Here is a 21,322-nt window from a genome sequence, read left to right as displayed (position 1 = left end):
CCGCCTCCCTGCGACGTGTCACCCGGCGGCGGCGAGCGCGAGGGTCTTCGCGTTGTCGGGCACGCACGTCAAGAACCGCTCGCGAAAGGACGCGTCGCTGATCTTCGCCGCGCGGTCGAGCAGGTGCTGGCGCGCGACGGCGAGCGCCTCCGCCGCCTCGCGCGCGGCGCCCGCCGCCGCGAGCGCCTCGGCGTAGGCGAGCCGCACGAGCGCCTCACCCTCCTCGAGCGAGCCCGCCTCCTCGAGCTGCACGAACGCCTCGCGCGCGGCCGGCAGCGCCTCCTCCGGGCGGCCCTGCGCGAGCAGCGCGCGCGAGAGCACCGCCACGGCGGCGGCGCGGAGCGGAGGCGCCACGACCAGCGCCTCGACCGCGGCGCGCGCCTCGCGCTCGGCGGCCACGGGATCGCCCGACAGGAGCATGATCTTCGCCATGTACGTCAGCGTCACGCCCTCCATGCGCCGGTCGCCCTGCTGCTGGAACGCCGCGGCGGCGCGCTGCTCGAGGAGCTTCGCCTCCTCGAGCTGCCCCAGGTGGGCGATGACGTAGCCGAGGTTCTGGAGCGCGGCCGTCTCCAGGTCGTCGAGGCCCATGCGCTGCGCCCCGGCGAGCGCCGTCCGGAGCTCGGACTCGGCCACCTCGAAGTCGCCGAGCTCGCCGTACAAGAAGCCCAGGTTCGAGCGCGCCGCGCAGGCGTTCCGGCGGTCGCCGGCCTGCTCGAACGCCGCGCTCGCCGCCGTGAACCCGCTCAGCGCGGCCCCGATGTCGCCCCTCGTGTGCGCCCGGACCGCGCGCGCCTGCTGGTATTGCCCCGCCGCCTGCGGCTCGAGCCCGGCGGGCTCGCTCGCGGCCGCCTCGAGCATCTGGATCAGCGCGTCGACCGCCGCGTAGCGGCCGCCGAAGCTCAGGATCGTCGCGGCGTCGCACAGGCACATGATCCGCGCGCTGATCGCGCCCGCCGCCTCGGCCGCCCGCGTCGCCCACGCCTCGACGCGATCGAAGTGGCCGAGCTTCCCCTCCGCGATGATCACCTGCCCGATGGCGCGGAACCACGGCGAGCTCCCGGTCCGCACGAGGCCCGCCGCCTCGGTGCCGCGCTGCACGGCGAGCGCCGTCTCCTGTTGCCACAGGGCGATCTCGGCCTCCACGAGCCGCAGCCGCCCGAGCTCCTCGTCCGCCGCCCCGCACTGGACGCCCATCTCGGCGCGCGCGAGCGCGCTCGCCAGATCGTTCGCCTCGAGCGCCTGCTCCGCGGCCCTCCGGTACCACCGCACCGCGCGCGCCGGCTCGCCGCCGCGACGGAAGTGCTCCGCGAGCGCCATCGCGTCGGTGTGCCCGCTGCGCTCGAGCCACTCGCCGGCCAGCTTGTGGCCGAGGGCGCGGTCCGGCTCCGTGAGCATCGCGTACGCCGCCTCGCGCACGATGGCGTGGCGGAACACGTAGTCCGTCGGGATGAGCCACCCCGGCGTCGAGACCGGGGCGATGAGCTCCCGCGCCGCGAGCGCGTCGAGCCACGTCTCGGTCTCCTTCACGCGCGTCGCGCCGCCGAGCAGCGCCGCCACCGCGAGCTTCGAGAAGCGGTCGCCGAAGATGCTCGCGGCCCGCAGCACGCGCTTCGCCTCGTGCCCCTCGGCGTCGAGCCGCGCCTCGACCGTGCCCAGCACCGAGTCGGGCAGCACGTCCCCCTTGCCCGTCGCGACCGCGCGGATGAGCTCCTCCAGGTAGAACGGGTTGCCGTCGGCCCGCTCCACGACCCGGGCCACCGTCTCCGCGGGCGTGTCCTCGCCGAGCGCGCTCCGCACCATGCGCTCGCTCGCCTTGGCGGGCAGCGGCCCGAGCTTGATCGTCTGCACCTCCCGGTCGGTCCACAGCCCGGGGAACTGCTTGCTCACCTCGGGCCGGGCCAGCGCGAGCAGCATGAGCGGCAGGTCCCGGAGGTTCCGGAGCGTCTGATCGATGAGGCGCACGGTCGCCGGATCGCCGAAGTGCAGGTCCTCGAGCACGAGCAGCACCGGCTGCGCCGCGCACTCGGCGGCGAGCCAGTCCTCCCACGCCGCGCGCGTCGCGTCGGCCATGAGCATCGCGTTGTCGCGCGCAGCGCGCAGCCCGCTCGTCTCGCCGTCGGGGAACGGCGTCCGCGAGAGCTCGCCCAGGAAGGCCGCGATCCGGCTCAGCGCCTCGCCGCTCAGGTGGCGCCCGAGCCGGCGCGTCAGCTTGCGCCGCCGGGCCTCCACCGGCTCGCCCTCGCGCATCCCCGCCGTCTTGTGGATCGCGTCGGCGATGAGGCCGAACGGGGACCCCGCGGCCATCGACTCGGCCCGCCCGGAGAGGATCTCCACCGACCCGAACTGGCGCCGCACCCGGGTGAGGAACTCCAGGCGGAGCCGCGACTTCCCGGACCCCGCCGCGCCGATCACGAGCACCGCGCTCGCCAGCGACTCGCTCACGCACCCGGAGAACACGCCCTCCAGCATGGACAGCTCGCGGATGCGGCCGACCCAGACGCTCGGCTTGCCGAGCAGCACGGGGACGCTCTCGTCGACCGCCGTCTCGGTCGCGAGGAACGGCCCGTTCTCGTCGGTCTCCACCTTGAGCCGGCCGCCGACCACGCTGGCCGTCACGTCGTCGAGCCGGACCGCCCCGGCGTGCGCGGCCCGCAGGGCGCGCACCCCCCGGTCGATGACGTCGCCCTCGATGAGCTTCGCCGACGACACCCCGCGCCCCGTGGCGACGGCGAGCGGGATGCCGGGGAACCGCGCGCGCAGCGCGAGCGCGCACCGCGCCGCCCGCTCGGCCCGGTCCACGGCGCTCCCGGCGCCGGCGAGGATCGCGATGAGCGAGCCGCGCGAGATCTCCGTGATGTGGGCGCCGTAGGGCTCCACCGCGGCCCGCACCTCCGAGCGCGGCACCGCGGAGCCCGGGCCCTCGCTCGAGAGCTCCTGCAGCACGCTCGAGACGTCCGAGGCGCTGGGCACGCCGCCGGCCGCCGCGACGCTCATCTGCACGTCGTCCGGCTCGCCGGCGAGCACGAGGGACACGAGCCGCTGCTCGCTGCGCGTGAGGAAGCCATCGGGCCGCGCCGAGCGCATGGTCGCGTCTTTCGGGGAGGCCAGCGTGGCGGGCCGCGGCGTCGCCCAGGCGTCGAGCACCTCCGCGATCTGCGCGAGCTCGACCCCGACGTCGCCGCAGTCGCGCGGCCGGTCCTCGGGGTTCTTCGCCATCATCCGGTCCATGAGCTGCTCCAGCGGCTCCGGGACGTCCGCGCGGACCTCTCGCAGCCGGGGCGTCGTCTGGAACAGGAGCTTGGCGAGCGCCGCCATGACGTGCGCCCCCTCGAAGGCCGGGCGCCCGGCGATGCACTCGTAAAAGACGCACGCAAGCGAGAACACGTCCGCCCGCGCGTCGAGGGCGCCCCCGCCCTCGATCTGCTCGGGCGCGATGTACCCTGGGGTCCCGAGGATCCCGCCCGTGTAGGTGAGCCGCCGCGACTCCCCGTCCGGGCGCGCGATCCCGAAGTCGACGAGCCTGAGCTGGCCGACGTCGCCGGCGACGAGGAAGATGTTGCTCGGCTTGACGTCGCGGTGGATGATCCCGCGCGAGTGCGCGAAGGCGAGCGCGTCCGCGGTCCTGCGCAGCACCGCCAGGCTCTCGGCGAGCGCGAGCTGCCGGCGCGCGAGGCACGCCGCCAGGTCCTCGCCCTCCAGCCACTCCATGGCGAGGTAGTGGTCCCCGGCGCCGGTCCCCCCGTGCGCCACGTACCGCACGATCCCCGGGTGGCTCAGCTCGGCGAGGATCTGCGACTCGCGCTCGAACCGCTCGACGTCGAAGGCCTCGCGGCTGTGCAGGACCTTGAGGGCGACCGGGCGGTCGTCGAGGCGGTCGTGCGCGCGATAGACCGTCCCCATCCCCCCGGTCGCAACCTGCTGCCCGACGACGAAGCGGTTCGCGAGGACGGCGCCGGAATCCACGCCGCCCGATGCTACTCGAGGAAGACGGACACCGAAGCCTTGTAGCGGTCGGTGCCGCGCGGAAAGACGCGGGGGCCGCACGGAAGGTCGAGCGGCTCACGATCGCGGCAGTTCAAGAAGCTGCCGTCCGACCTCGGCCCATCGCACACGTCCTCACATTCACCCACGACATCGATCGGGCAGTCGTCAATGGAGGGCCCGCAGACGCGCGGGATCTGCCTCTTGCCCGGCGCGAGGCAGGCGAAGAGGCGCTGCGGCTTCTGGAAGACGTTGCCGAAGTAGGTCGCCTCCGCCGCGTCGTACCTCGCCCGCTCCCGCTTCGTGGACGAGAGCGCTTCGTGCTGTCCGCGGAGCGAGATCATGACGTGTTCGCCCCGGTAGTTCACGCGCGCGAGCAGGCACGCGGAGACCCACTCCTGGCAGTCTTCATCACACGAGCCGCGCTTCGAGCCCCACTCGGGCGCGAGGCCGAGATCCCCGACGAAGCTGTAGGGCACCCCATCGACCTTGACGTCGAGGCGGGCCTCCTCGGGGAGCGCGCAGCCCACAATGAAGCTGATGAGCTCCCTCGACTCGGGAGTACGGAGCGCATCTCTCGTCAGCGAGTTACCCATCAACGAATTGATGGTCAGCGCGTTGATGGTCAGCGCGTTGATGGTCAACGCGTTGATGGTCAGCGCGTTGATGGTCAGCGCGTTGGCCGTTATGGCCGCCTGCTGGACCTCCTCCACCGCCTCATCGTCCCCTTCGAGCTCGGCAGACGCGACGCAAGCCGCCTGCGAGAACGACACCGCCACGCAAGCGAGGAGAGCGAACTGGCGTGCAGATTCCATAGTACCAATCAGATCTACACCACTCCAGCTATCAAGTTCAATTGATTTATGGACATTTTGCTGGACATGTTTCTGCACACCGCCACGACACGCAACACCTAGTCAGGTGCCGGGAGTGGGATAACGCAGAGCGCAGCACTCGGGCGCACCCCGCGTCGGGGGGGAAGCGAAACAGCGCGTGGGTGGGAGATTTACGCCAGCTTCCTGGCCAGCAGCGTATTGACCAGGTCGGGGTTCGCCTTACCGCCGGAGGCCTTCATGACCTGACCGACGAAGAACCCGATCAGCTTCGAATTCCCCGCGCGGAAGCGGGAAACCTCGCCTGGATGGCCGGCGATGATCTGGTCGACGATGCGCTCCAGGGCGCCTTCGTCGGCGACCTGCCGGAGCCCTCTCTGCGCGACGATCGCCTTCGGACTACCGCCCTGCTGCATTATCTCAGCGAGGACATCTTTTGCGATCTTCCCGGAAATCGTCCCGTCATCGATCAGCGCCAGGAGCTCGCCGAGCTGCGCACCCGAGACGGGGAGGTCGCCTGCCTTCCTGTCCTTCATCTCCCGGGCGAGCGAATGGATGACCCAGTTGGCGGCGCCCCGGGGGTTGTCGTGCACGGCGACCGTCTCCTCGAAGAGCCGGAGGAGGCCGTCGTCGTCGGCCAGGACCACCGCGTCGTCGCCCGGTATCCCACGTGTATCGATGAGGTGTCTGGCCTTCTCGGCCCGCGCCGGGTCGAGCCGCGCGAGGCGCTCCTCGAAGGGCGCGCGCTCGCGCCGAGGCTCCGGCGGCGGCGCCTTCGCGGCCGGGCCCTCGGGCGCGGGCCCAGGGGCCCGGGCGGGCTTCTCGGCCGAGAGCCTCGACCACGAGTCCTTGAGCGCCACCGTGCGGTTGAAGACGGGCGCGCCGGGCGCGGAGTCGATGGGGTCCACGAAGAAGAACCCCTGGCGCTCGAACTGGACGTGGCTCCCCTTCTCGACCGTGGACAGGCTCGGTTCCACCTGACACCCGCTCAGGACAACCAGCGAACCAGGGTTCAAGTTCTCCAGGAAATCCTTTCCCTCGTCGACCGCGTCGGGCCGCTCGGCCGCGAAGAGCCGGTCGTAGAGCCGAACGTCGGCGGTGAGCGCGTGGGCGGCCGAGACCCAGTGCAACGTCCCCTTCGGCTTGCGGCCGTCGGGCGCCTCACCGCTCTTCGTGGGGCGATCGTACGTGCAGCGGAGCTCGACGACCTCTCCTGTCACCGCGTCTCTCACCACCTCGCGACAGGTGATGAACCCGGCGTAGCGGAGCCGCACCTGCTGCCCGGGCGCGAGCCGGAACCACTTCTTGGGGGGGTCCTCGAGGAAGTCGTCGCGCTCGATGTAGAGCACCCGGGACAGGGGGACCTTGCGGGAGCCTTCCCTCGGCACGTCCTCGGGCCAGTAGGGCGCGTCGATCTCCTCGACCTGCCCCTCGGGGTAGTTCTCGAGGACGACCCGGAGGGGGCGAAGCACCGCCATGACGCGCGGGGCGCGGAGGTTCAGATCGTCTCGGACGCACGACTCGAACTTGGCGATGTCCACCATGCTGTTCGTCTTGGCGACGCCGATCTCCTCGCAGAACGAGCGGATGGCCTCGGGCGTCACCCCGCGGCGCCGGAGGCCGGCGATGGTCGGCATGCGCGGGTCGTCCCAGCCCGTCACGAGCCCGCCCTTCACGAGCGCCAGCAGCTTTCGCTTGCTCATCACCGTGTAGCTCAGGTTGAGCCGAGCGAACTCGTACTGGCGAGGGCGGGACGGGACGTCGAGGTGCTCGATGATCCAGTCGTACAGCTCCCGGTTGTTCTCGAACTCCAGCGTGCAGATCGAGTGGGTGATCCCCTCGATCGCGTCGGAGAGGCTGTGAGCGAAGTCGTAGAGCGGGTAGACGCACCACGCGTCGCCCGTCCGGTAGTGGCGCGCGCGCTTGATGCGGTAGATCGGCGGATCGCGCATCTTCATGTTGGGAGCGGCCATGTCGATCTTGGCCCTGAGCACGTGCGCGCCCTCCGGGAACTCCCCTGCTCTCATCCGGGCGAAGAGATCCAGGCTCTCCGCGGCGGACCTGTTCCTGTAGGGGCTCTCCCGACCGGGCTCCGTGACGGTGCCGCGGAGCTCGCGGGTCTCTGCCTCGCTCAGGCTGCACACGTAGGCGCTGCCCTTCTGGATGAGCTCCACCGCGAAGGCGTAGAGTCGCTCGAAGTAGTCCGACGCGAAGAAGAGCTTGTCGCCCCAGTCGCCGCCGAGCCAGCGCACGTCCCGCAGGATCGACTCCACGTACTCCATGTCCTCGGCGGCCGGGTTCGTGTCGTCGAAGCGCATGTGACACGCGCCCCCGAAGTCCGCCGCCAGCCCGAAATTGAGCAGGATCGACTTCGCATGTCCGATGTGCAGGTAGCCGTTCGGCTCGGGCGGGAACCGGGTCACGACCCGCGTGTGCCTGCCGGCGGCGAGGTCCTCGGCGATGATGTTGCGGATGAAGTTGGACGCGGCGACGCTGCTGTCAGCGTCGCTCGCTCTGGGGCTCTGCGTTGTCACAGCTCTTTTCACCTCGGCTCGGGCGGCGCCGCCCGCGCCGAGCCTACTCAAACGGCACCCGCCGGGCCACCGCGGAGACGGCGCCCGCCCGGCGCGCCGGGCGCCGCGCTCCCGCGAGGACGGGCGCCTCGCGAAGCGCGGGGGAAGACGCGGCGGAGGGGGGACGGCCGAAGCATCCCCTTGAATTCTCCGGGAAATTCACAGGGAGACGGGGAGACGGGGAGAAAAATCCTCAAATACTCCCTGTCTCCCCGCCTCCCTGTTCAATTTTCCCGTTGAAGAGGGCTGCAAAACGAGGAGGATTCCTCGGGGCGGACTGGGTACGGGCGGGCGGAGATGGGGGGCGCCGCGGCGGACAGACGCGGGCGTGCGCGGCGGAGGGCGCACGCCCGCGCGGGCGCTCAGAACTGGGCGGCCTCGGTGGACTCGTGCAGGGCCAGCGTGGACGCAGCGCCGCCCGAGATCACCTGGGCGACCTCGTCGAAGTAGCCCGTCCCGACCTCGCGCTGGTGGCGGGTCGCGCTGTAGCCGAACTGCTCGCCGGCGAACTCGGCCTGCTGGAGCTCGGAGTACGCCGCCATCCCCCGGCGCTGGTACTGGCGGGCGAGCTCGAACATGCTGTGATTCAGCGAGTGGAACCCGGCGAGGGTCACGAACTGGAACTTGTACCCCATCGCGCCGAGCTCGCGCTGGAACCGGGCGATCGTCGCGTCGTCGAGGTGCTTCTTCCAGTTGAACGAAGGCGAGCAGTTGTAGGCGAGCAGCTTGCCCGGGAACTGCTTGTGGATCCCCTCCGCGAAGCGCTTCGCCTGATCGAGGTCCGGCGTCGAGGTCTCGCACCAGACGAGGTCCGCGTAGGGCGCGTACGCGAGCCCGCGCGCGATGGCCGCCTCGAGGCCCCCCTTCAGCACGAAGAAGCCCTCGGGCGTGCGCTCCCCCGTGACGAACGGCTTGTCGCGCGGGTCGACGTCGGACGTGATCAGCTTGGCGCTGTCGGCGTCGGTGCGGGCCACGAGGACGGTCGGTACGCCCATGACGTCGCTGGCGAGGCGGGCGGCGATCAGGGTGCGGATGAACTGGCTGGTCGGGACGAGGACCTTGCCGCCCATGTGCCCGCACTTCTTCTCGGAGGCGAGCTGGTCCTCGAAGTGAACGCCCGAGGCGCCCGCCTCGATCATGGCCTTCATCAGCTCGAACGCGTTGAGCGGCCCGCCGAAGCCCGCCTCCGCGTCGGCCATGATGGGCGCGAGCCAGTAGCGCCCCGCCTTGCCCTCGGCGTTCTCGATCTGGTCGGCGCGGAGGAGCGCCTGGTTGATGCGGCGCACGAGCGTCGGGACGCTGTTCGCCGGGTACAGGCTCTGGTCGGGGTACATGGTCCCGGCCTCGTTGTTGTCGGCCGCCACCTGCCACCCGCTCAGGTAGATGGCCTTGAGCCCGGCCCGGACCTGCTGCATCGCCTGGTTGCCGGTGAGGGCGCCGAGCGCCGCCACGTAAGGCTCGGAGTGCATCAGGTTCCAGAGCCGCTTGGCGCCGAGGGTCGCGAGCGTGTAGTCGATACGGACGGTGCCGCGGAGGCGCGCGACGTCCGCCTCGGAGTACGGGCGGACGACGCCGCTCCACCGGCCCGGGACGGTGTCGCTCGGCGGCGCGTGCAGGGAGTCGGCGGAGATCGGCGTGTTCAGCGGGAAAGCAGCGGACATGACTGGGCTCCTAGTGCGTTGGGGTTTGGGGCGGCAGCGGCCGCTGTGTCGACGTCAAACGAAGCGCGCCGGGCGTCACGAGCGCCGCTCTCCGGCGGTGGAGATCAAGAGCTCGTAAGCAGGCAGCGTGAGGAACTCCTCGAAGGTCTCTCCGATCGAGAGCCGCTCGAACAGCGCGCGCGCCTCGGCGAAGCGGCCGCCGTCGAAGCGCGCCGGGCCGAGCGCGCCGCGGAGCGCGGCCATCTCGCCGTCCACCGCCGCGCGGAAGCGCTCCACCGTGAGCGGCTGGCCGTCGTCGAGCGTCGCCCCGTGGCGGATCCATTGCCAGACCTGCGTGCGGGAGATCTCCGCGGTGGCCGCGTCCTCCATCAGGTTGTAGAGCGGGACGCAGCCGAGGCCGCTGATCCACGCCTCGAGGTACTGGACGCCGACCCGGATGTTGTGGCGCAGGCCCGCCTCGGTGCGCGCGCCCTCCGGGACGCGCAGCAGGTCGGCCGCCGAGACGCGGACGTCCTCGCGCTTGCGCTCGATCTGGTTCGCGGCCGGCATGTGCGCGTCGAACACCTCGCGCGCGAGCGGCACGAGCCCCGGGTGCGCGACCCAGGTGCCGTCGTGTCCGTCCTTCACCTCGCGCAGCTTGTCGGCGCGCACCTTGTCGAGCGCCGCGCGGTTCGCCTCCGGGTCGCTCTTGATCGGGATCTGCGCCGCCATGCCGCCCATCGCGTGCACGCCGCGGCGGTGGCACGTCTTCACGAGCAGCTGCGTGTACGAGCGCAGGAAATGCTGCTCCATCGTCACCTGCGAGCGGTCCGGCATCACGCAGGCGGGGTCGTTCCGGAGCTTCTTGATGAAGCTGAAGATGTAGTCCCAGCGACCGCAGTTGAGGCCGGCCGAGTGCTGCCGCAGCTCGTGGAGGATCTCGTCCATCTCGAACGCCGCGGGCAGCGTCTCGATGAGGACCGTGGCCTTGATGGTGCCGATGGGGAGGCCCAGCGCCTCTTGCGCGAACACGAAGACGTCGTTCCAGAGGCGCGCCTCCAGGTGACTCTCCATCTTCGGCAGATAGAAGTAAGGCCCGGTACCGCGGCGGACGAGCTCACGCGCGTTGTGGAAGAAATAGAGTCCGAAATCGAAGAGCCCGCCCGGCAGCGGCTTGCCGTCGAGCTCGACGTGCTTCTCCGGGAGGTGCCAGCCGCGCGGGCGCACGAGCAGCGTCGCCAGCCTGTCTCCGAGGGCGTAACGCTTGCCGGTCGCCGGGTCGTCGTGACGGAGCTCGCGCCGCGCCGCGAGCCGCAGCGCCGCTTGCCCCTCGATGAGGTTCTTCCACGTGGGCGACGTGGCGTCCTCGAAATCGGCCATGAACACGCTCGCGCCCGAGTTCAGCGCGTTGATGATCATCTTGGGATCGACCGGACCCGTGATCTCCACGCGCCGGTCGAGGAGGTCGTCGGGCAGCGGCGCCACCGTCCAGTCGCCCTCGCGCACATCCCGCGTCTCGGGGAGAAAATCGAACCGCTCGCCCGCGTCCAGCCGCTCTTGCACGGCGCGCCGCCGGGCGAGCAGGGCGGGTACCCGGTCAGCGAACTTGCGCCCAAGACCGGAGAGGAAGCGAAGGGCCTCTGGCGTGAGGACGGACTCGTCGCCCCCGACCCGAGGAGCGAGCAAGCGGACGCTTGCGGTCTCATGATTCTGGCTCATCCACATCTCCTGCAACGCTGCGCGTCGTTACAAGCAACCTATGTTTGTCGACGAGGTTTCAGCGTCAACTTCGCACTGAAATGCAGGCGGATAACGATGTAGACGAAAGGGCTTTACAGCTTGTTAACGTGTAAACTATTGTAAATTTCCACCAGGCGAGCTGCGCCTACATTTCATCCAGGTTGTCCTGGTCACGTCGGGAGGGTCCTCATGGCCGATGCACCTCTTCTTGGAGCCAAGGTCCGCGCGCTCCGGCGTCGCGAGCACATGACGCAGGTCGATCTGGCGGAGCGCCTCGGTGTCTCGGCGAGCTATCTGAACTTGATAGAGAACAACCGGCGTCCGCTGACTGCGCCGCTGCTCATCCGGCTCGCCCAGATATTCCAGCTCGACCTCCAGAACTTCGCGTCGGAAGAGGACGTCCGGCTCACGGCCGATCTCCACGAGGTGTTCGGCGACCCTATCTTCGAGAGCCACGGGCTGACGAACGCGGATCTGCGCGAGCTCGTCGCGGCGTCCCCGAACGTCGCGCGCGCGGTGCTCACGCTCTACCGGACCTACGCGACGACGCGCGAATCGCTGGATACACTGGGAGAGCGGCTGGCGGGGGACGGGTTCGTCGCGGTCGACAACTCGCGCCTACCGTCCGAGGAGGTCAGCGATCTCATCCAGCGCCGGATGAACCATTTCGCGGAGCTCGAGGAAGGCGCCGAGGCGCTCTGGCGCGAGGCGGAGCTCGACGCGGACGACGTCTACCGCGGCCTCGTCCGGTACCTCCACGCGACGCGCGGCATCGAGGTGCGCATCGTCCGGGTCGCGGACGAGCGCCAGGCGATGCGGCGGTACGACCCCGACAGGCGCGTGCTGAGCATCTCCGAGGTGCTGCCGCCCCGGAGCCGCAGGTTCCAGCTCGCGCACCAGCTCGGCCTCCTGACGCAATCGACGGCCATCGACCGCATCCTGCGCGACGAGAACCTCACGACCCCGGAGTCCCGCGCGCTCGCCCGCGTCGCGCTGGCCAACTACTTCGCCGCCGCCATCCTCATGCCGTACCAGCCGTTCCTGGAGGCGGCGCGCGCCGAGCGCTATGACATCGAGCTCCTCGCGCACCGGTTCGGCACGAGCTTCGAGCAGGTGTGCCACCGGCTGACGACGCTCCGCCGGCCGGGCGCCGAGGGGGTGCCGATGCACATGGTCCGCATCGACATCGCGGGCAACATCTCGAAGCGCTTCAGCGGCTCCGGCATACGGTTCGCGCGGTTCAGCGGCGCGTGTCCCCGCTGGAACGTCCACGCCGCCCTGATGACGCCCGGCATGATCCGGATCCAGCTCTCGCAGATGCCCGACGGCGCCGTCTACTTCTGCATCGCGCGCACCGTGCGCAGCGACCGCGGCGGCTACCACGTCCCCCACACGGTGCAGTCGATCGGCATGGGCTGCGACGTCCGCTATGCCCGCGAGCTCGTCTATGCCGACGGGATCGACCTGGACAACATCGGCGCGGCCGTGCCCGTCGGCGTCACGTGCCGGACCTGCGAGCGCCTCGACTGCGCCCAGCGCGCGCTGCCGGCGCTGCAGCACCCGCTCCGCCTCGACGAGAACCGGCGGGGCGTCTCGTTCTACGCGTCGGTCGACAAGTGAGGCGACAAGTGAGGCGAGCCCGCGGCCGCCCTGCGCCGCGCGCCGGGGTGGCCAGCGCGGCGCGGGATCGCCGGCGGCCCGCTCAGCTGGGCCGCCCGAGCAGCTCGTTGAGCGTGGCCACGAGCCGGGCCACGTCGATGGGCTTGACCATGTGCGCGTGAGCGCCGGCCGCCCGGCTCTTCTCACGATCGTCGTCCCCGCCGAACCCGCTCACCACGATCACCGCCCGTGGCCTGTCCGCGAGCGACGCGACGAGCTCGACGCCGCTGCCGTCGGGGAGCGACACGTCCGTCACCAGGGCGTCGACCGCGCTCCCGGAGAGCATCGAGCGCCCTTCCTCGCACGAGCGCGCAACGAGCACGCGGAAGCCGCGGCGGCGGAGCGCCATGCCGAGCAGCGCCGCCGTGTCGTCGTCGTCGTCGAGCACCAGCACCTGCGGCAGCTCCGCGCTCATCAGGTCCCCGCCTTGCGTTCGGCCGCGTTCAGCGGCCATTCCAGGGTGATCTGCGTCTCCGCGCCGACGCGGTCGGCCCGCGCCTCGCCGCCGTGCGCCTTGAGCACGCCGTCGATCACCCGGACGGGCAGCCCGCCGTCGGCGAGCGGATCCGCGTCCGGCGCGAGCGCCGCCTCGAAGAGCTTCTCCACCGAGGCCGCGCTCGAGTCGCTCGTCAGCACCACCCGCGCGCGATCCCCATGGGCCGCGAGCGCCACGACGACCCGCGCGCGGGCGACGTTCAGGGCGAGCATGAGCGCGTCCGAGAGCGCCGCGGTCATCGACGCGGCGTGCGCGACGCCGCGCACGGGGGCGAGGTCGAGCGCCACCGTGACGTCGCGCCGCCCGTAGACGAACGACGCCTCCGCGACGGCCTTCTGGACGAGCGCCTCGAGGTCGAGCGGCTGCGCCGGGGCGTCGAGCTGCCGCGACAGCTCGGACGCGGCGGTGTAGCGGTCGGCGAGGCGCAGCAGGCGGCGCACGCCCCGCCGCGCCATGGTGAAGTACGCCGCGTTCTGGGCGGTGGCCTCGCCCCCGAGGACGCTCTCCAGCTCGTTGAGCGCCGTGGCCACCACCCCGGCGGGCCCGCGCACGTCGTGCCCCGCGCGCGCGAACAGCTTGTAAATCGAGTCGGACAGGCCCTTTTCGCTCATTCGTTACGCCTCGCCTCGCGCGCCGTCTCAGCTCAACGAGGAGCTCGCCGAGCCCGGCGGAGAGGCCGCCTTGTCTGGGCCCTCGTCCCCGCCCGAGCCGTCCTGCTCCCCGTAGCGCTCCAGCTTGCGGTAGAGCGTCCGCCGGTCGAACCCGAGCATCTGGGCGGCGCGCGACTTGTTGCCGCCGACGAGCGCGAGCACGCGCTTGATGTAGCGCTTCTCGAGCTCGTCCATCGTCATGATCTCCGCCGGCTCATCGACGGCGACGACGAAGCGGTCGGGCCGGTAGGCCTGGACCTTCTCCGGCAGGTCCTCGACCGTGATCTGCTCGAAGCGCGCCAGCGCCACGGCGCGCTCGATGCTGTTCTCGAGCTCGCGCACGTTGCCCGGCCAGTTGTACGCCGTGAGCTTCTCCGCGGCCGCGGTCGAGAGCGAGAGCACGCCCTTGCTGCTGCGGGACGAGAACTTCTCGAGGAAGTGCATCGCGAGGTGGAGCACGTCGGTGCCGCGCTCGCGCAGGGGCGGCAGGTCGATCTTCACGACGTTGACCCGGTAGTAGAGGTCCTCGCGGAACCGCTTCTCGTACACCTCGGTCTCGAGGTCGCGGTTCGTCGCCGTCACGATGCGGGCGTCGAAGGGGATCTCGGCGTTCGAGCCCACCGGCCGCACCTTCCGCTCCTGCAGCGCGCGGAGCAGCTTCGGCTGGACCTCGAGCGGCATCTCGCCGATCTCGTCGAGGAAGATGGTGCCGCCGCTGGCCTCCAGGAACAGGCCGGTGCGCTGGGTCTTGGCGTCGGTGAAGGCGCCGCGCGCGTGGCCGAAGAGCTCGCTCTCGAGGAGCGCCTGGGGCACCGCGGCGCAGTTGACCGCCACGAAGGGGCCGGACCGGCCGCTGGCCTCGTGGATCGCCCGCGCGATGAGCTCCTTGCCGGTGCCCGTCTCGCCGTGCACGAGGACCGAGGCGTCGCTCCGCGCGACGCGCCCGATCAGATCGTAGACGCGCTTCATCGCAGGGCTGCGCCCGACGAGGCCCTTGGTCTGCTGGACGTCGTGGGCCGCCTCGCGCAGGCGCTTCACCTCCGAGCGGAGGCGCCGGTGCTGGACGGCGCGCGAGACCGTCAGGCCGAGGAGGTTCGCGTCGAGAGGCTTCGTGACGAAGTCGAACGCCCCGGCGCGCATGGAGGAAATGGCGGTCTCCATGCTCCCGAGCGCCGTCATGACGATGACGAGCATGTCGGGGCGGGCGCCGAGGATGCGCTCGCAGAGCTCCAGACCGCTCATCTCGCTCATGCCGACGTCGGTCAACACGACGTCGAAATCGTCCTCGCTCACCAGCTCGAGCGCGCTCTTGGCCGAGGTGCGCGCCGCGACGGAGAACTCCTGCCTCTTGAGGAGGGCTTCGACCAGATCGCACGTCGCTTCGTCGTCATCGACGACGAGTATCCTGCCGCTCATCGCGTGTCCTTCCCCGGCAGCTCTTCTAAAGGTCGACCGCTGCCTGCACTTGCAGGGAACGTGCCACGGAGAGTCCGCGCCATCAAGCCCAGTCCGCTCCTCGCCGACGTCCTTCGAACGTGACGTTTCGCCACAGGTGCGCGTTCTTGCCCCATCCTGGATGGCACCGGCCGCGCGCAGCGGCCGGGCGGCCCGCCGCCGACGGGGGCCAGCGAGCGCCGCTGCGCCCGAGGCGCCACGGCCGGCAGGGGGCTCACCGACCCGCCGGTCCTCCACGGATCGGCACGGGCCGGCAGCGCGCCTCTTCGTGGCGCGTGTCGCGCGCCTCCGACGGGCCACGCGGGCGAGGCGCCGCTGCCGAGGCATCGCCGCGGTCGCTACTTCGCTACTGAGGCATCGCCGCGGTCCCCCGTGGACGCCGCGCCTCTCTCGATCGGACGGCGCCGCCTGCCGGCAACAGCCGAGTTCGCCCGAGCTCCGGGAGCCATGGCGAGAGGCGAAATTCCACATCGATATTCCCTGTCCGGCGTCCAGCGTCTCTTCGCATCCGGAATAAACCTAATCGGCACGGTGATTGCTTGAGTGCGCCTCATGCAGAAGAGGGGGCGTGAGGGGGGCTCGCGCGCTCGCGGGCCTTGCCGCTGACGCTGCGCGCGCTGCGCGACGGCGCCATGTCGCCCCGCTGAAGGCTCGGCGCACCGCCGCGGGCCCTCGGCTGACGCCGTTCGTGCGCTGATCGCGAGCGAGCGCGATGAGCTCCTTTTCACCCGATGAACGGCGGCCCATCCACCTCGATGAACAACAACCTGACGTCCGGTCCTCGAGAGGAGAATGCATGAAGGCGACACAGCTCTTGAAGGGGCAACACCGCGAAGCCGAGAGGCTGTTCGATCTGGCCCTCTCGACCACAGGCGATGTCCGGGGAGCGACGGACGAGCTGACCAAGCACCTCCTCGCCCACATGCTCGCCGAGCAGGTGGTCCTCTTCCCGGAGCTGCTCGCCATCGAGCCGGACCTCATCGGCGGAGCCTGCGAGGAGCACACGGTCACGCGGTTCGAGATCCGCCGCGTCGTCGGCACGGCGCCCGAGGACCCGAGCTTCAAGGCCAGGCTCGCCACCCTGAAGGAGCTCGTCACGCACCACGCCGAGGAGGAGGAGCGGGACCTCTTGCCGAGGATCGAGGCGGAGCTGACCGAGGACACGAACGAGCGCCTCGGCCGGCAGATGCTGGAGCTCTTCGAGGCGCTCATCGCCCACTCCCGCCGCCCCCACGCGTCGAGCCACGCCCCGCTCCGCACGGCGAGGGCGGCCTGACGGCCGGCGCCCTCCTCCGGCGGGTGGCGGTGGATCAGGGGCCGGTCGCGGGCGCGTCGCCGGGGCCGGTCGGGCCGCCGTGCGCGGGTCCGTATCCATGGGACTCGCCGTAGCCGAGATCCTCGGGGACCATGGGGTCCGCCGGGCTCGACGGGGCGGTCGAGGTGGGGCTCCGCGCGTCGTTCGTGACGAGCTCGTAAACGCCGCGCTCGAGCTCCACCTCGTCGAGGGCCGAGCCGCAGGCCCGGCAGGGCGTGGCCGCCGTCGACACGAAGACGTACCGGCGGCCACAGGCTTTGCATCGGAGCTCGCGGATCATCGCTGCTCACCCGGTTCAGTTGGGTTGACCTCGCCGCGCCGCTTCCTCGGCTTCGCGCAGCTCGTCGCCCTCGGGTCCGTCGAGCGCGCGGGCGGCCTCCTCGGCGTGCTCCTTGATCTTGCCGGCCTTCACCGACTTCTCCACCCCTTCTCGGTAACGCCGATCGGCCGTGCGGTTGCCCTCTCCCTCGATGTCCGCCGATGGGGTCTGCTGAGTGGCCTTCTGATTCGCCATCATGTCCTCCTCGTGTCGAGCTTTGCTGGGTCCAGGCGAGCGAGCTTGCATCAAACGCGCCGCTTCACCGCCTGGATCGCGCGATCCAGCTCTTCCACGCGCTGGTAGACGCCTTGTTTCACCCGGTCGAGGGTCTCGCCGCTCGCCGCGTCGAGGTCGCGCAGGCTCCTGCGGACCGCCTCCGACTTGTCCTCCACGTCCTTCATCAGCCTGCCGACCTCGTCCTTGGGCAGCTTCTTCTCGGCCTTCTCGCGGAGCTCGACGGCATCCTTCTCGAGGTCCTCGATCCTGCGCGACGTGGACGCGCGCACGTCCGCGCGCGCCTTCGCCAGCTCCGCCTCGGCCTCTGCGGTCTTCTCCTGGGCCTCGGCGGCGGCGTTGTTGAGCTTCTCCGCGGCCTCGCGGAGCGCGTCGTCGGTGGCCCGCTCGGCCTTCTGGTCGATCTCGGCGACCTTCTTGTCGAGCTCGGTGGCGACCTCCGCCGCCTTCTGCTGCGCCTCGCGCTGCGCGCGCTCGGCCTTGGTTTGCGCGTCCGCCGTGGGAGACTCGCAGCCCACGACGGCGCTCATGACGATGGCGATAGGCAGGAATGTTCGGACGGTCAACATGATGATCTCCTCTGGTCTGCGGTCGACGCGCGACCTTGCGTCCGGGCGAGCGCCCGGCGCGACACGGACGCCCTATCGACGCCGCCCGGGACGGGCCTCATGGCGCGATAGATGGGTCGATCCGCGGGCATTGCGACAGACGTGCCATGCGGAAGCATGGATACCGCTCGGCCTGGCGAGGCATGTCGCCCCGATCGTGGCCTCCGAGCACGTGCGATCCGCATGGCGTCAGGTCGGGGCGCGTCGGCCGAGCGCGAGGGAGACGACCGCCAGGACGAGGAAGATGACGAAGAGCAACTTCGCCACCGAAGCGGCGCTCGCCGCGAGGCCGCCGAAGCCGAGGATTGCAGCGATGATCGCCACGACGAAGAACGCGACACTCCAACTGAGCATGATAACCTCCTCATTGGGTGAATGACTGGGTGAATCACTGGGTGGATGAATGTTCCAGCGCTTCGATGCTGCGTTGTTGCAGCGATTGCAGCGGTTACGGCGTTGCGTCGTTGCAGCCGACGTGCCGCGACATCGCGAGTTCCCCGGATCCGCGGAGCGCCCGGGCGCCCCGGCGGCTCGCTGCAGATGCCGCCGCACGACACGGGCGGGCGGGGTAGCTGCGGCAAATTGCCTCACTCGTGACGTCGCGCACCGCGCATCATCTCGTTCATCGGCTGGCCGATCTCGGCACAACGCTTGCTCACGCCTGGGCTTGTGCTGGCGAGGTGGAAGTCAGGCTCAGCTCAAGACCGGTGTCGGGATCGACGCCGACGGAGAGCCGGCCGCGGCTGTCTCAGGAGGGTGGCGGCCGGCCGTCCGAGGCCGGATGAGCCGCACTGGCGGCAGTGCGCCTTGTGGCGGTCGGTCAGCTCTCCGAAGATACAGTGCTCGCCGATGCCACACGCGCCGCCGATCGCCCACCGTCGCTCGCTGCTGGCTGCCCAGGCCCCCTGACGGCGACGTCTGCCGAGGTCGGGCTCCCGACGCGAACGATCCGATCATGACGATCCCGCTCTCCACGCTCATCAGGACCCGCCGCGAGGCCATCATCGAGCGGTTCGTGGGCGAGCTGCGCAAGCGAAGCGCCGCGGTGCGCAACATGCCGAAGCCGCTTATCATCAACTCGCTGCCGAGCTTCCTCGACGAGGTGGCCGCCAGCATCGAGCAACGCGCATCGACGGCCGGCAGCAAGGAGGCCGCGCGCGAGCACGGCGAGATGCGCTGGGAGCACGGGCTCGACCTGGGCGTGATGGTCCGCGAGTACGGCGTCCTCCGGCAATCCATCCTCCGCGAGCTGGAGGAGGCGGGGTTCACGCCGGATCTTCGGGAGATCGAGGCGCTCTCCGAGCGCGTGGACGCGGGCATCGCCCAGGCCGTAACCGAGCACACCCGACTCCAGCTGGAGGCGATCGAGACCGAGCGCAGGCGCACCGAGATCGAGCGAGGCAGGAGCGGCTCGCTGCTCTCGCAGGCGCCCGCGCCGATCTGCTTCCTCAAGGGCGAGGCGCTCGTGTTCGAGCTCGCGAACCCGCTCTTCTGCCGCATGGTCGGCCGCGACGATCTCCTCGGCAAGCCGCTCGTCGAGGCCGTCCCGGAGCTGCGCGGGCAGCCGCTGCACGCGCAGCTCGAGGCCGTCCTGGCGAGCGGCGAGCCGAGCGTGGCGAGCGAGATCCCGGTGCGGATCACGCGCTGGACCGGCGAGACGGTCGAGCGGCTGTACAACGTCCTGTGCAAGCCGGTGCGCGACGTGGGCGGCGCCGTGGAGGGCGTCATGCTGACGGCGTTCGACGTGACCGAGCAGATCGGCGCGCGCCGGAAGGCGGAGCGGCTCGCGCTCGAGCTCCAGCAGAGCGTGGCCCAGCGCCTGCGCGCAGAGCAGGCGCTCCGCGTGAACGAGGAGCGCTTCCGCAAGGCGCTCCGGGGGTCGCCGGTCATGGTGTTCACCCAGGACCGGGACCTGCGCTACACGTGGATGCACAACTCGTTCGGCAAGTCCGAGCGCGAGGTGCTCGGGAAGACCGACGGGGAGGTGCTGGAGGACCCGGAGGCCGCGAGGTCGCTCGATCGGACGAAGCGCGACGTGCTCGCCAGCGGCGTCGGCCAGCGGCGCGAGATCGCGGTGCGCGCCGGCGGGCGCACCCAGCACATCGACGTCTCGATCGAGCCGCTGGCCGATGACACGGGCGAGATCATCGGCATCACCTGCACGGCGACGGACATCACGGAGCGGAAGTCGATCGAGCAGGCGCTGCGGGCGAGCGAGGCGAGGTTCCGCACCGTGCAGGAGGCGTCGCCCGACGGGTTCATGATGCTGCGCAGCGTGCGCGACGCGTCCGGGGCGATCTCCGACTTCGAGTGGGTCTACGTGAACCCGGCCACGGGGCCGATCGTCGGGGGCCGGGGCAAGGATCTGGAGGGCAAGCGGCTCTTGATCGAGGTCCCTGGCAGCGCGCTCGCGAGCGCGTTCGACGCGTACGCGCGCGTCGTGGAGACCGGGGAGCCCGCGCGGGTCGAGCTCTTCTGCGCGCACGAGGGCGCTCCGCGGACGTTCCGCGCCATCGCCGTGGCGCTGGGCGACGGCGTCGGCCTCTCGTTCCACGACATCACGGAGGAGAAGCGCACCGACGCCGAGCGCGCCCAGCTCCTCCAGCAGGAGCAGCGCGCGCGCCAGCACGCCGAGCAGCTGAACCGGCTCAAGGACGAGTTCCTCGCGACGGTGTCGCACGAGCTCAGGACGCCGCTCCAGTCGATCCTGGGCTGGGCGCGGATCCTCCGGACGGGCGAGGTGGACGCCGAGTCGCTCGAGCGGGGGCTCGCCACGATCGAGCGCAACGCGAAGGCGCAGTCGCAGCTCATCGAGGACGTCCTCGACGCCTCGACGATCCTCGCGGGGAAGCTGCAGCTCCGGACCGAGCCGGTCGACGTGCGGCAGGTGCTGGCCACGGCGCTCGACCTGGTGCGCCCGGCGGCGCTGGCGAAGGGCGTCACAGTCGACACCTCCGTCGCCGACGACGTGGGCATCTTCCTCGGCGACGCGGAGAGGCTCCAGCAGGTCGTCTGGAACCTGCTCACGAACGCGGTGAAGTTCACGCCGTCCGGGGGCCAGGTGCGGGCCCTCGCCCGGCGCGTCGAGGCGACGCTCGAGGTCGAGGTCGAGGACAACGGCGAGGGCATCCCGAAGAGCTTCCTACCGTTCCTGTTCGAGCGGTTCCGGCAGGCGGACGGGGGGATGACCCGGGCCCACGGCGGGCTCGGGCTCGGCCTCGCCATCGTGCGTCACCTGGCGGAGGCGCAGGGCGGCAGCGTGCACGCCGAGAGCGACGGAGAGGGCAAGGGCGCGCGCTTCCGGGTCCGGCTGCCGATCCGCGCCGATGCGCCCGCGGCGCCGCTGTCCCCGCAGCGCCGGGGCGGCGAGGCGCCGGGGGGCGCCGCGCGGCGCGTGCTCGAGGGCATCCGGGTCCTCGTGGTCGACGACGAGACCGACGCCCGCGAGCTGCTCGGCATCATCTTCGTGCGCGCCGGGGCGACCGTGAGCGAAGCGGCCTCAGCTGGCGCGGCGCTCGAGGCGCTCCACATGGGCGAGTTCGACGTGCTCGTGAGCGACATCGGCATGCCGGGTGAGGACGGTTACGCGATGATGCGGCGGCTGCGCGCCCTGGGGACCGACGTCCCCGCGAGCGGCATACCGGCGCTCGCGCTCACCGCGTACACGCGCATGGAGGACCGCCGCCAGGCGATCGCCGCCGGCTTCCAGATGCACCTGGCCAAGCCCATCGAGCCGAACAGCCTGGTGACCGCGGTCGCGCACCTCGTCGGCCGCGCGGGCAAGCCTGGTAGCTGGCCGTAGCGCCGTAGCCCCTG

The 21,322-nt window shown here is 71.0% G+C and carries 15 protein-coding genes; 3 read left to right on the top strand and 12 right to left on the bottom strand.

The annotated features are described in order from the left end of the window. Positions 1-18 precede the first annotated feature (18 nt). The 5 genes from WME95_RS47720 to aceB form a co-directional block, all read right to left on the bottom strand. Positions 19-3,966 (bottom strand): serine/threonine-protein kinase, encoded by a 3,948-nt coding sequence (locus WME95_RS47720; RefSeq protein WP_437905811.1) that lies wholly within the window; start codon positions 3,964-3,966, stop codon positions 19-21. 11 nt (positions 3,967-3,977) lie between these two features. After that, complete coding sequence (locus WME95_RS47715; RefSeq protein ID WP_437547592.1) at positions 3,978-4,799, bottom strand: hypothetical protein; 822 nt, start codon at positions 4,797-4,799, stop codon at positions 3,978-3,980. Between the two features lie 191 nt (positions 4,800-4,990). Then, positions 4,991-7,351 carry a glutamine--tRNA ligase/YqeY domain fusion protein gene (locus WME95_RS47710; protein ID WP_437905810.1) on the bottom strand — a complete coding sequence of 787 codons (2,361 nt, stop codon included), beginning with the start codon at positions 7,349-7,351 and terminating at the stop codon, positions 4,991-4,993. Positions 7,352-7,752: 401 nt separating this feature from the next. After that, positions 7,753-9,051 (bottom strand): isocitrate lyase, encoded by a 1,299-nt coding sequence (gene aceA, locus WME95_RS47705; RefSeq protein WP_437547590.1) that lies wholly within the window; start codon positions 9,049-9,051, stop codon positions 7,753-7,755. A gap of 75 nt (positions 9,052-9,126) precedes the next feature. Then, positions 9,127-10,749: a malate synthase A gene (gene aceB / locus WME95_RS47700; RefSeq protein ID WP_437905809.1), complete on the bottom strand. Its 1,623-nt coding sequence runs from the start codon at positions 10,747-10,749 to the stop codon at positions 9,127-9,129. Between the two features lie 210 nt (positions 10,750-10,959). Here aceB and WME95_RS47695 point away from each other — a divergent pair, with 210 nt between their 5' ends. Next, positions 10,960-12,390 carry a helix-turn-helix domain-containing protein gene (locus WME95_RS47695; RefSeq protein WP_437296514.1) on the top strand — a complete coding sequence of 477 codons (1,431 nt, stop codon included), beginning with the start codon at positions 10,960-10,962 and terminating at the stop codon, positions 12,388-12,390. A gap of 82 nt (positions 12,391-12,472) precedes the next feature. Here the strand turns inward: WME95_RS47695 and WME95_RS47690 are convergent, their stop codons facing one another. From WME95_RS47690 to WME95_RS47680, 3 genes are read right to left on the bottom strand one after another with little or no spacing between them, the layout of a single operon-like run. Continuing rightward, positions 12,473-12,844 carry a response regulator gene (locus WME95_RS47690; protein WP_437905808.1) on the bottom strand — a complete coding sequence of 124 codons (372 nt, stop codon included), beginning with the start codon at positions 12,842-12,844 and terminating at the stop codon, positions 12,473-12,475. After that, complete coding sequence (locus WME95_RS47685) at positions 12,844-13,536, bottom strand: histidine kinase (RefSeq protein ID WP_437905807.1); 693 nt, start codon at positions 13,534-13,536, stop codon at positions 12,844-12,846. The genes WME95_RS47690 and WME95_RS47685 overlap by 1 nt, the downstream gene beginning before the upstream one ends. A gap of 27 nt (positions 13,537-13,563) precedes the next feature. Then, on the bottom strand, positions 13,564-14,991 hold the full coding sequence (locus WME95_RS47680) for a sigma-54-dependent transcriptional regulator (RefSeq protein ID WP_437547586.1): 1,428 nt from the start codon (positions 14,989-14,991) through the stop codon (positions 13,564-13,566). Positions 14,992-15,826: 835 nt separating this feature from the next. Between WME95_RS47680 and WME95_RS47675 the strand changes: the two genes are divergently transcribed. After that, positions 15,827-16,306 carry a hemerythrin domain-containing protein gene (locus WME95_RS47675; RefSeq protein ID WP_437905806.1) on the top strand — a complete coding sequence of 160 codons (480 nt, stop codon included), beginning with the start codon at positions 15,827-15,829 and terminating at the stop codon, positions 16,304-16,306. Positions 16,307-16,340: 34 nt separating this feature from the next. Here WME95_RS47675 and WME95_RS47670 read toward each other — a convergent pair whose 3' ends face one another. From WME95_RS47670 to WME95_RS47655, 4 genes are all read right to left on the bottom strand, one after another. Next, positions 16,341-16,625, bottom strand: a complete 285-nt coding sequence (locus WME95_RS47670; RefSeq protein ID WP_437905805.1) for a hypothetical protein — start codon at positions 16,623-16,625, stop codon at positions 16,341-16,343. Between the two features lie 15 nt (positions 16,626-16,640). After that, positions 16,641-16,862, bottom strand: a complete 222-nt coding sequence (locus WME95_RS47665) for a hypothetical protein (protein WP_437713915.1) — start codon at positions 16,860-16,862, stop codon at positions 16,641-16,643. Positions 16,863-16,909: 47 nt separating this feature from the next. Then, positions 16,910-17,467 (bottom strand): hypothetical protein, encoded by a 558-nt coding sequence (locus WME95_RS47660; protein WP_437547582.1) that lies wholly within the window; start codon positions 17,465-17,467, stop codon positions 16,910-16,912. Between the two features lie 228 nt (positions 17,468-17,695). Beyond that, positions 17,696-17,860, bottom strand: a complete 165-nt coding sequence (locus WME95_RS47655; protein ID WP_012241326.1) for a DUF1328 domain-containing protein — start codon at positions 17,858-17,860, stop codon at positions 17,696-17,698. Positions 17,861-18,461: 601 nt separating this feature from the next. On the opposite strand from WME95_RS47655, the gene WME95_RS47650 reads away from it, so the two are divergent. After that, complete coding sequence (locus WME95_RS47650; protein ID WP_437905804.1) at positions 18,462-21,308, top strand: PAS domain-containing hybrid sensor histidine kinase/response regulator; 2,847 nt, start codon at positions 18,462-18,464, stop codon at positions 21,306-21,308. Positions 21,309-21,322 lie beyond the last annotated feature (14 nt).

This window comes from Sorangium sp. So ce327, from assembly GCF_051530205.1.
GTDB lineage: Bacteria > Myxococcota_A > Polyangia > Polyangiales > Polyangiaceae > Sorangium > Sorangium cellulosum_B.
The sequence above is the reverse complement of the archived record's forward strand: the minus strand, read 5'-3'. Positions and strand labels throughout refer to the sequence as shown.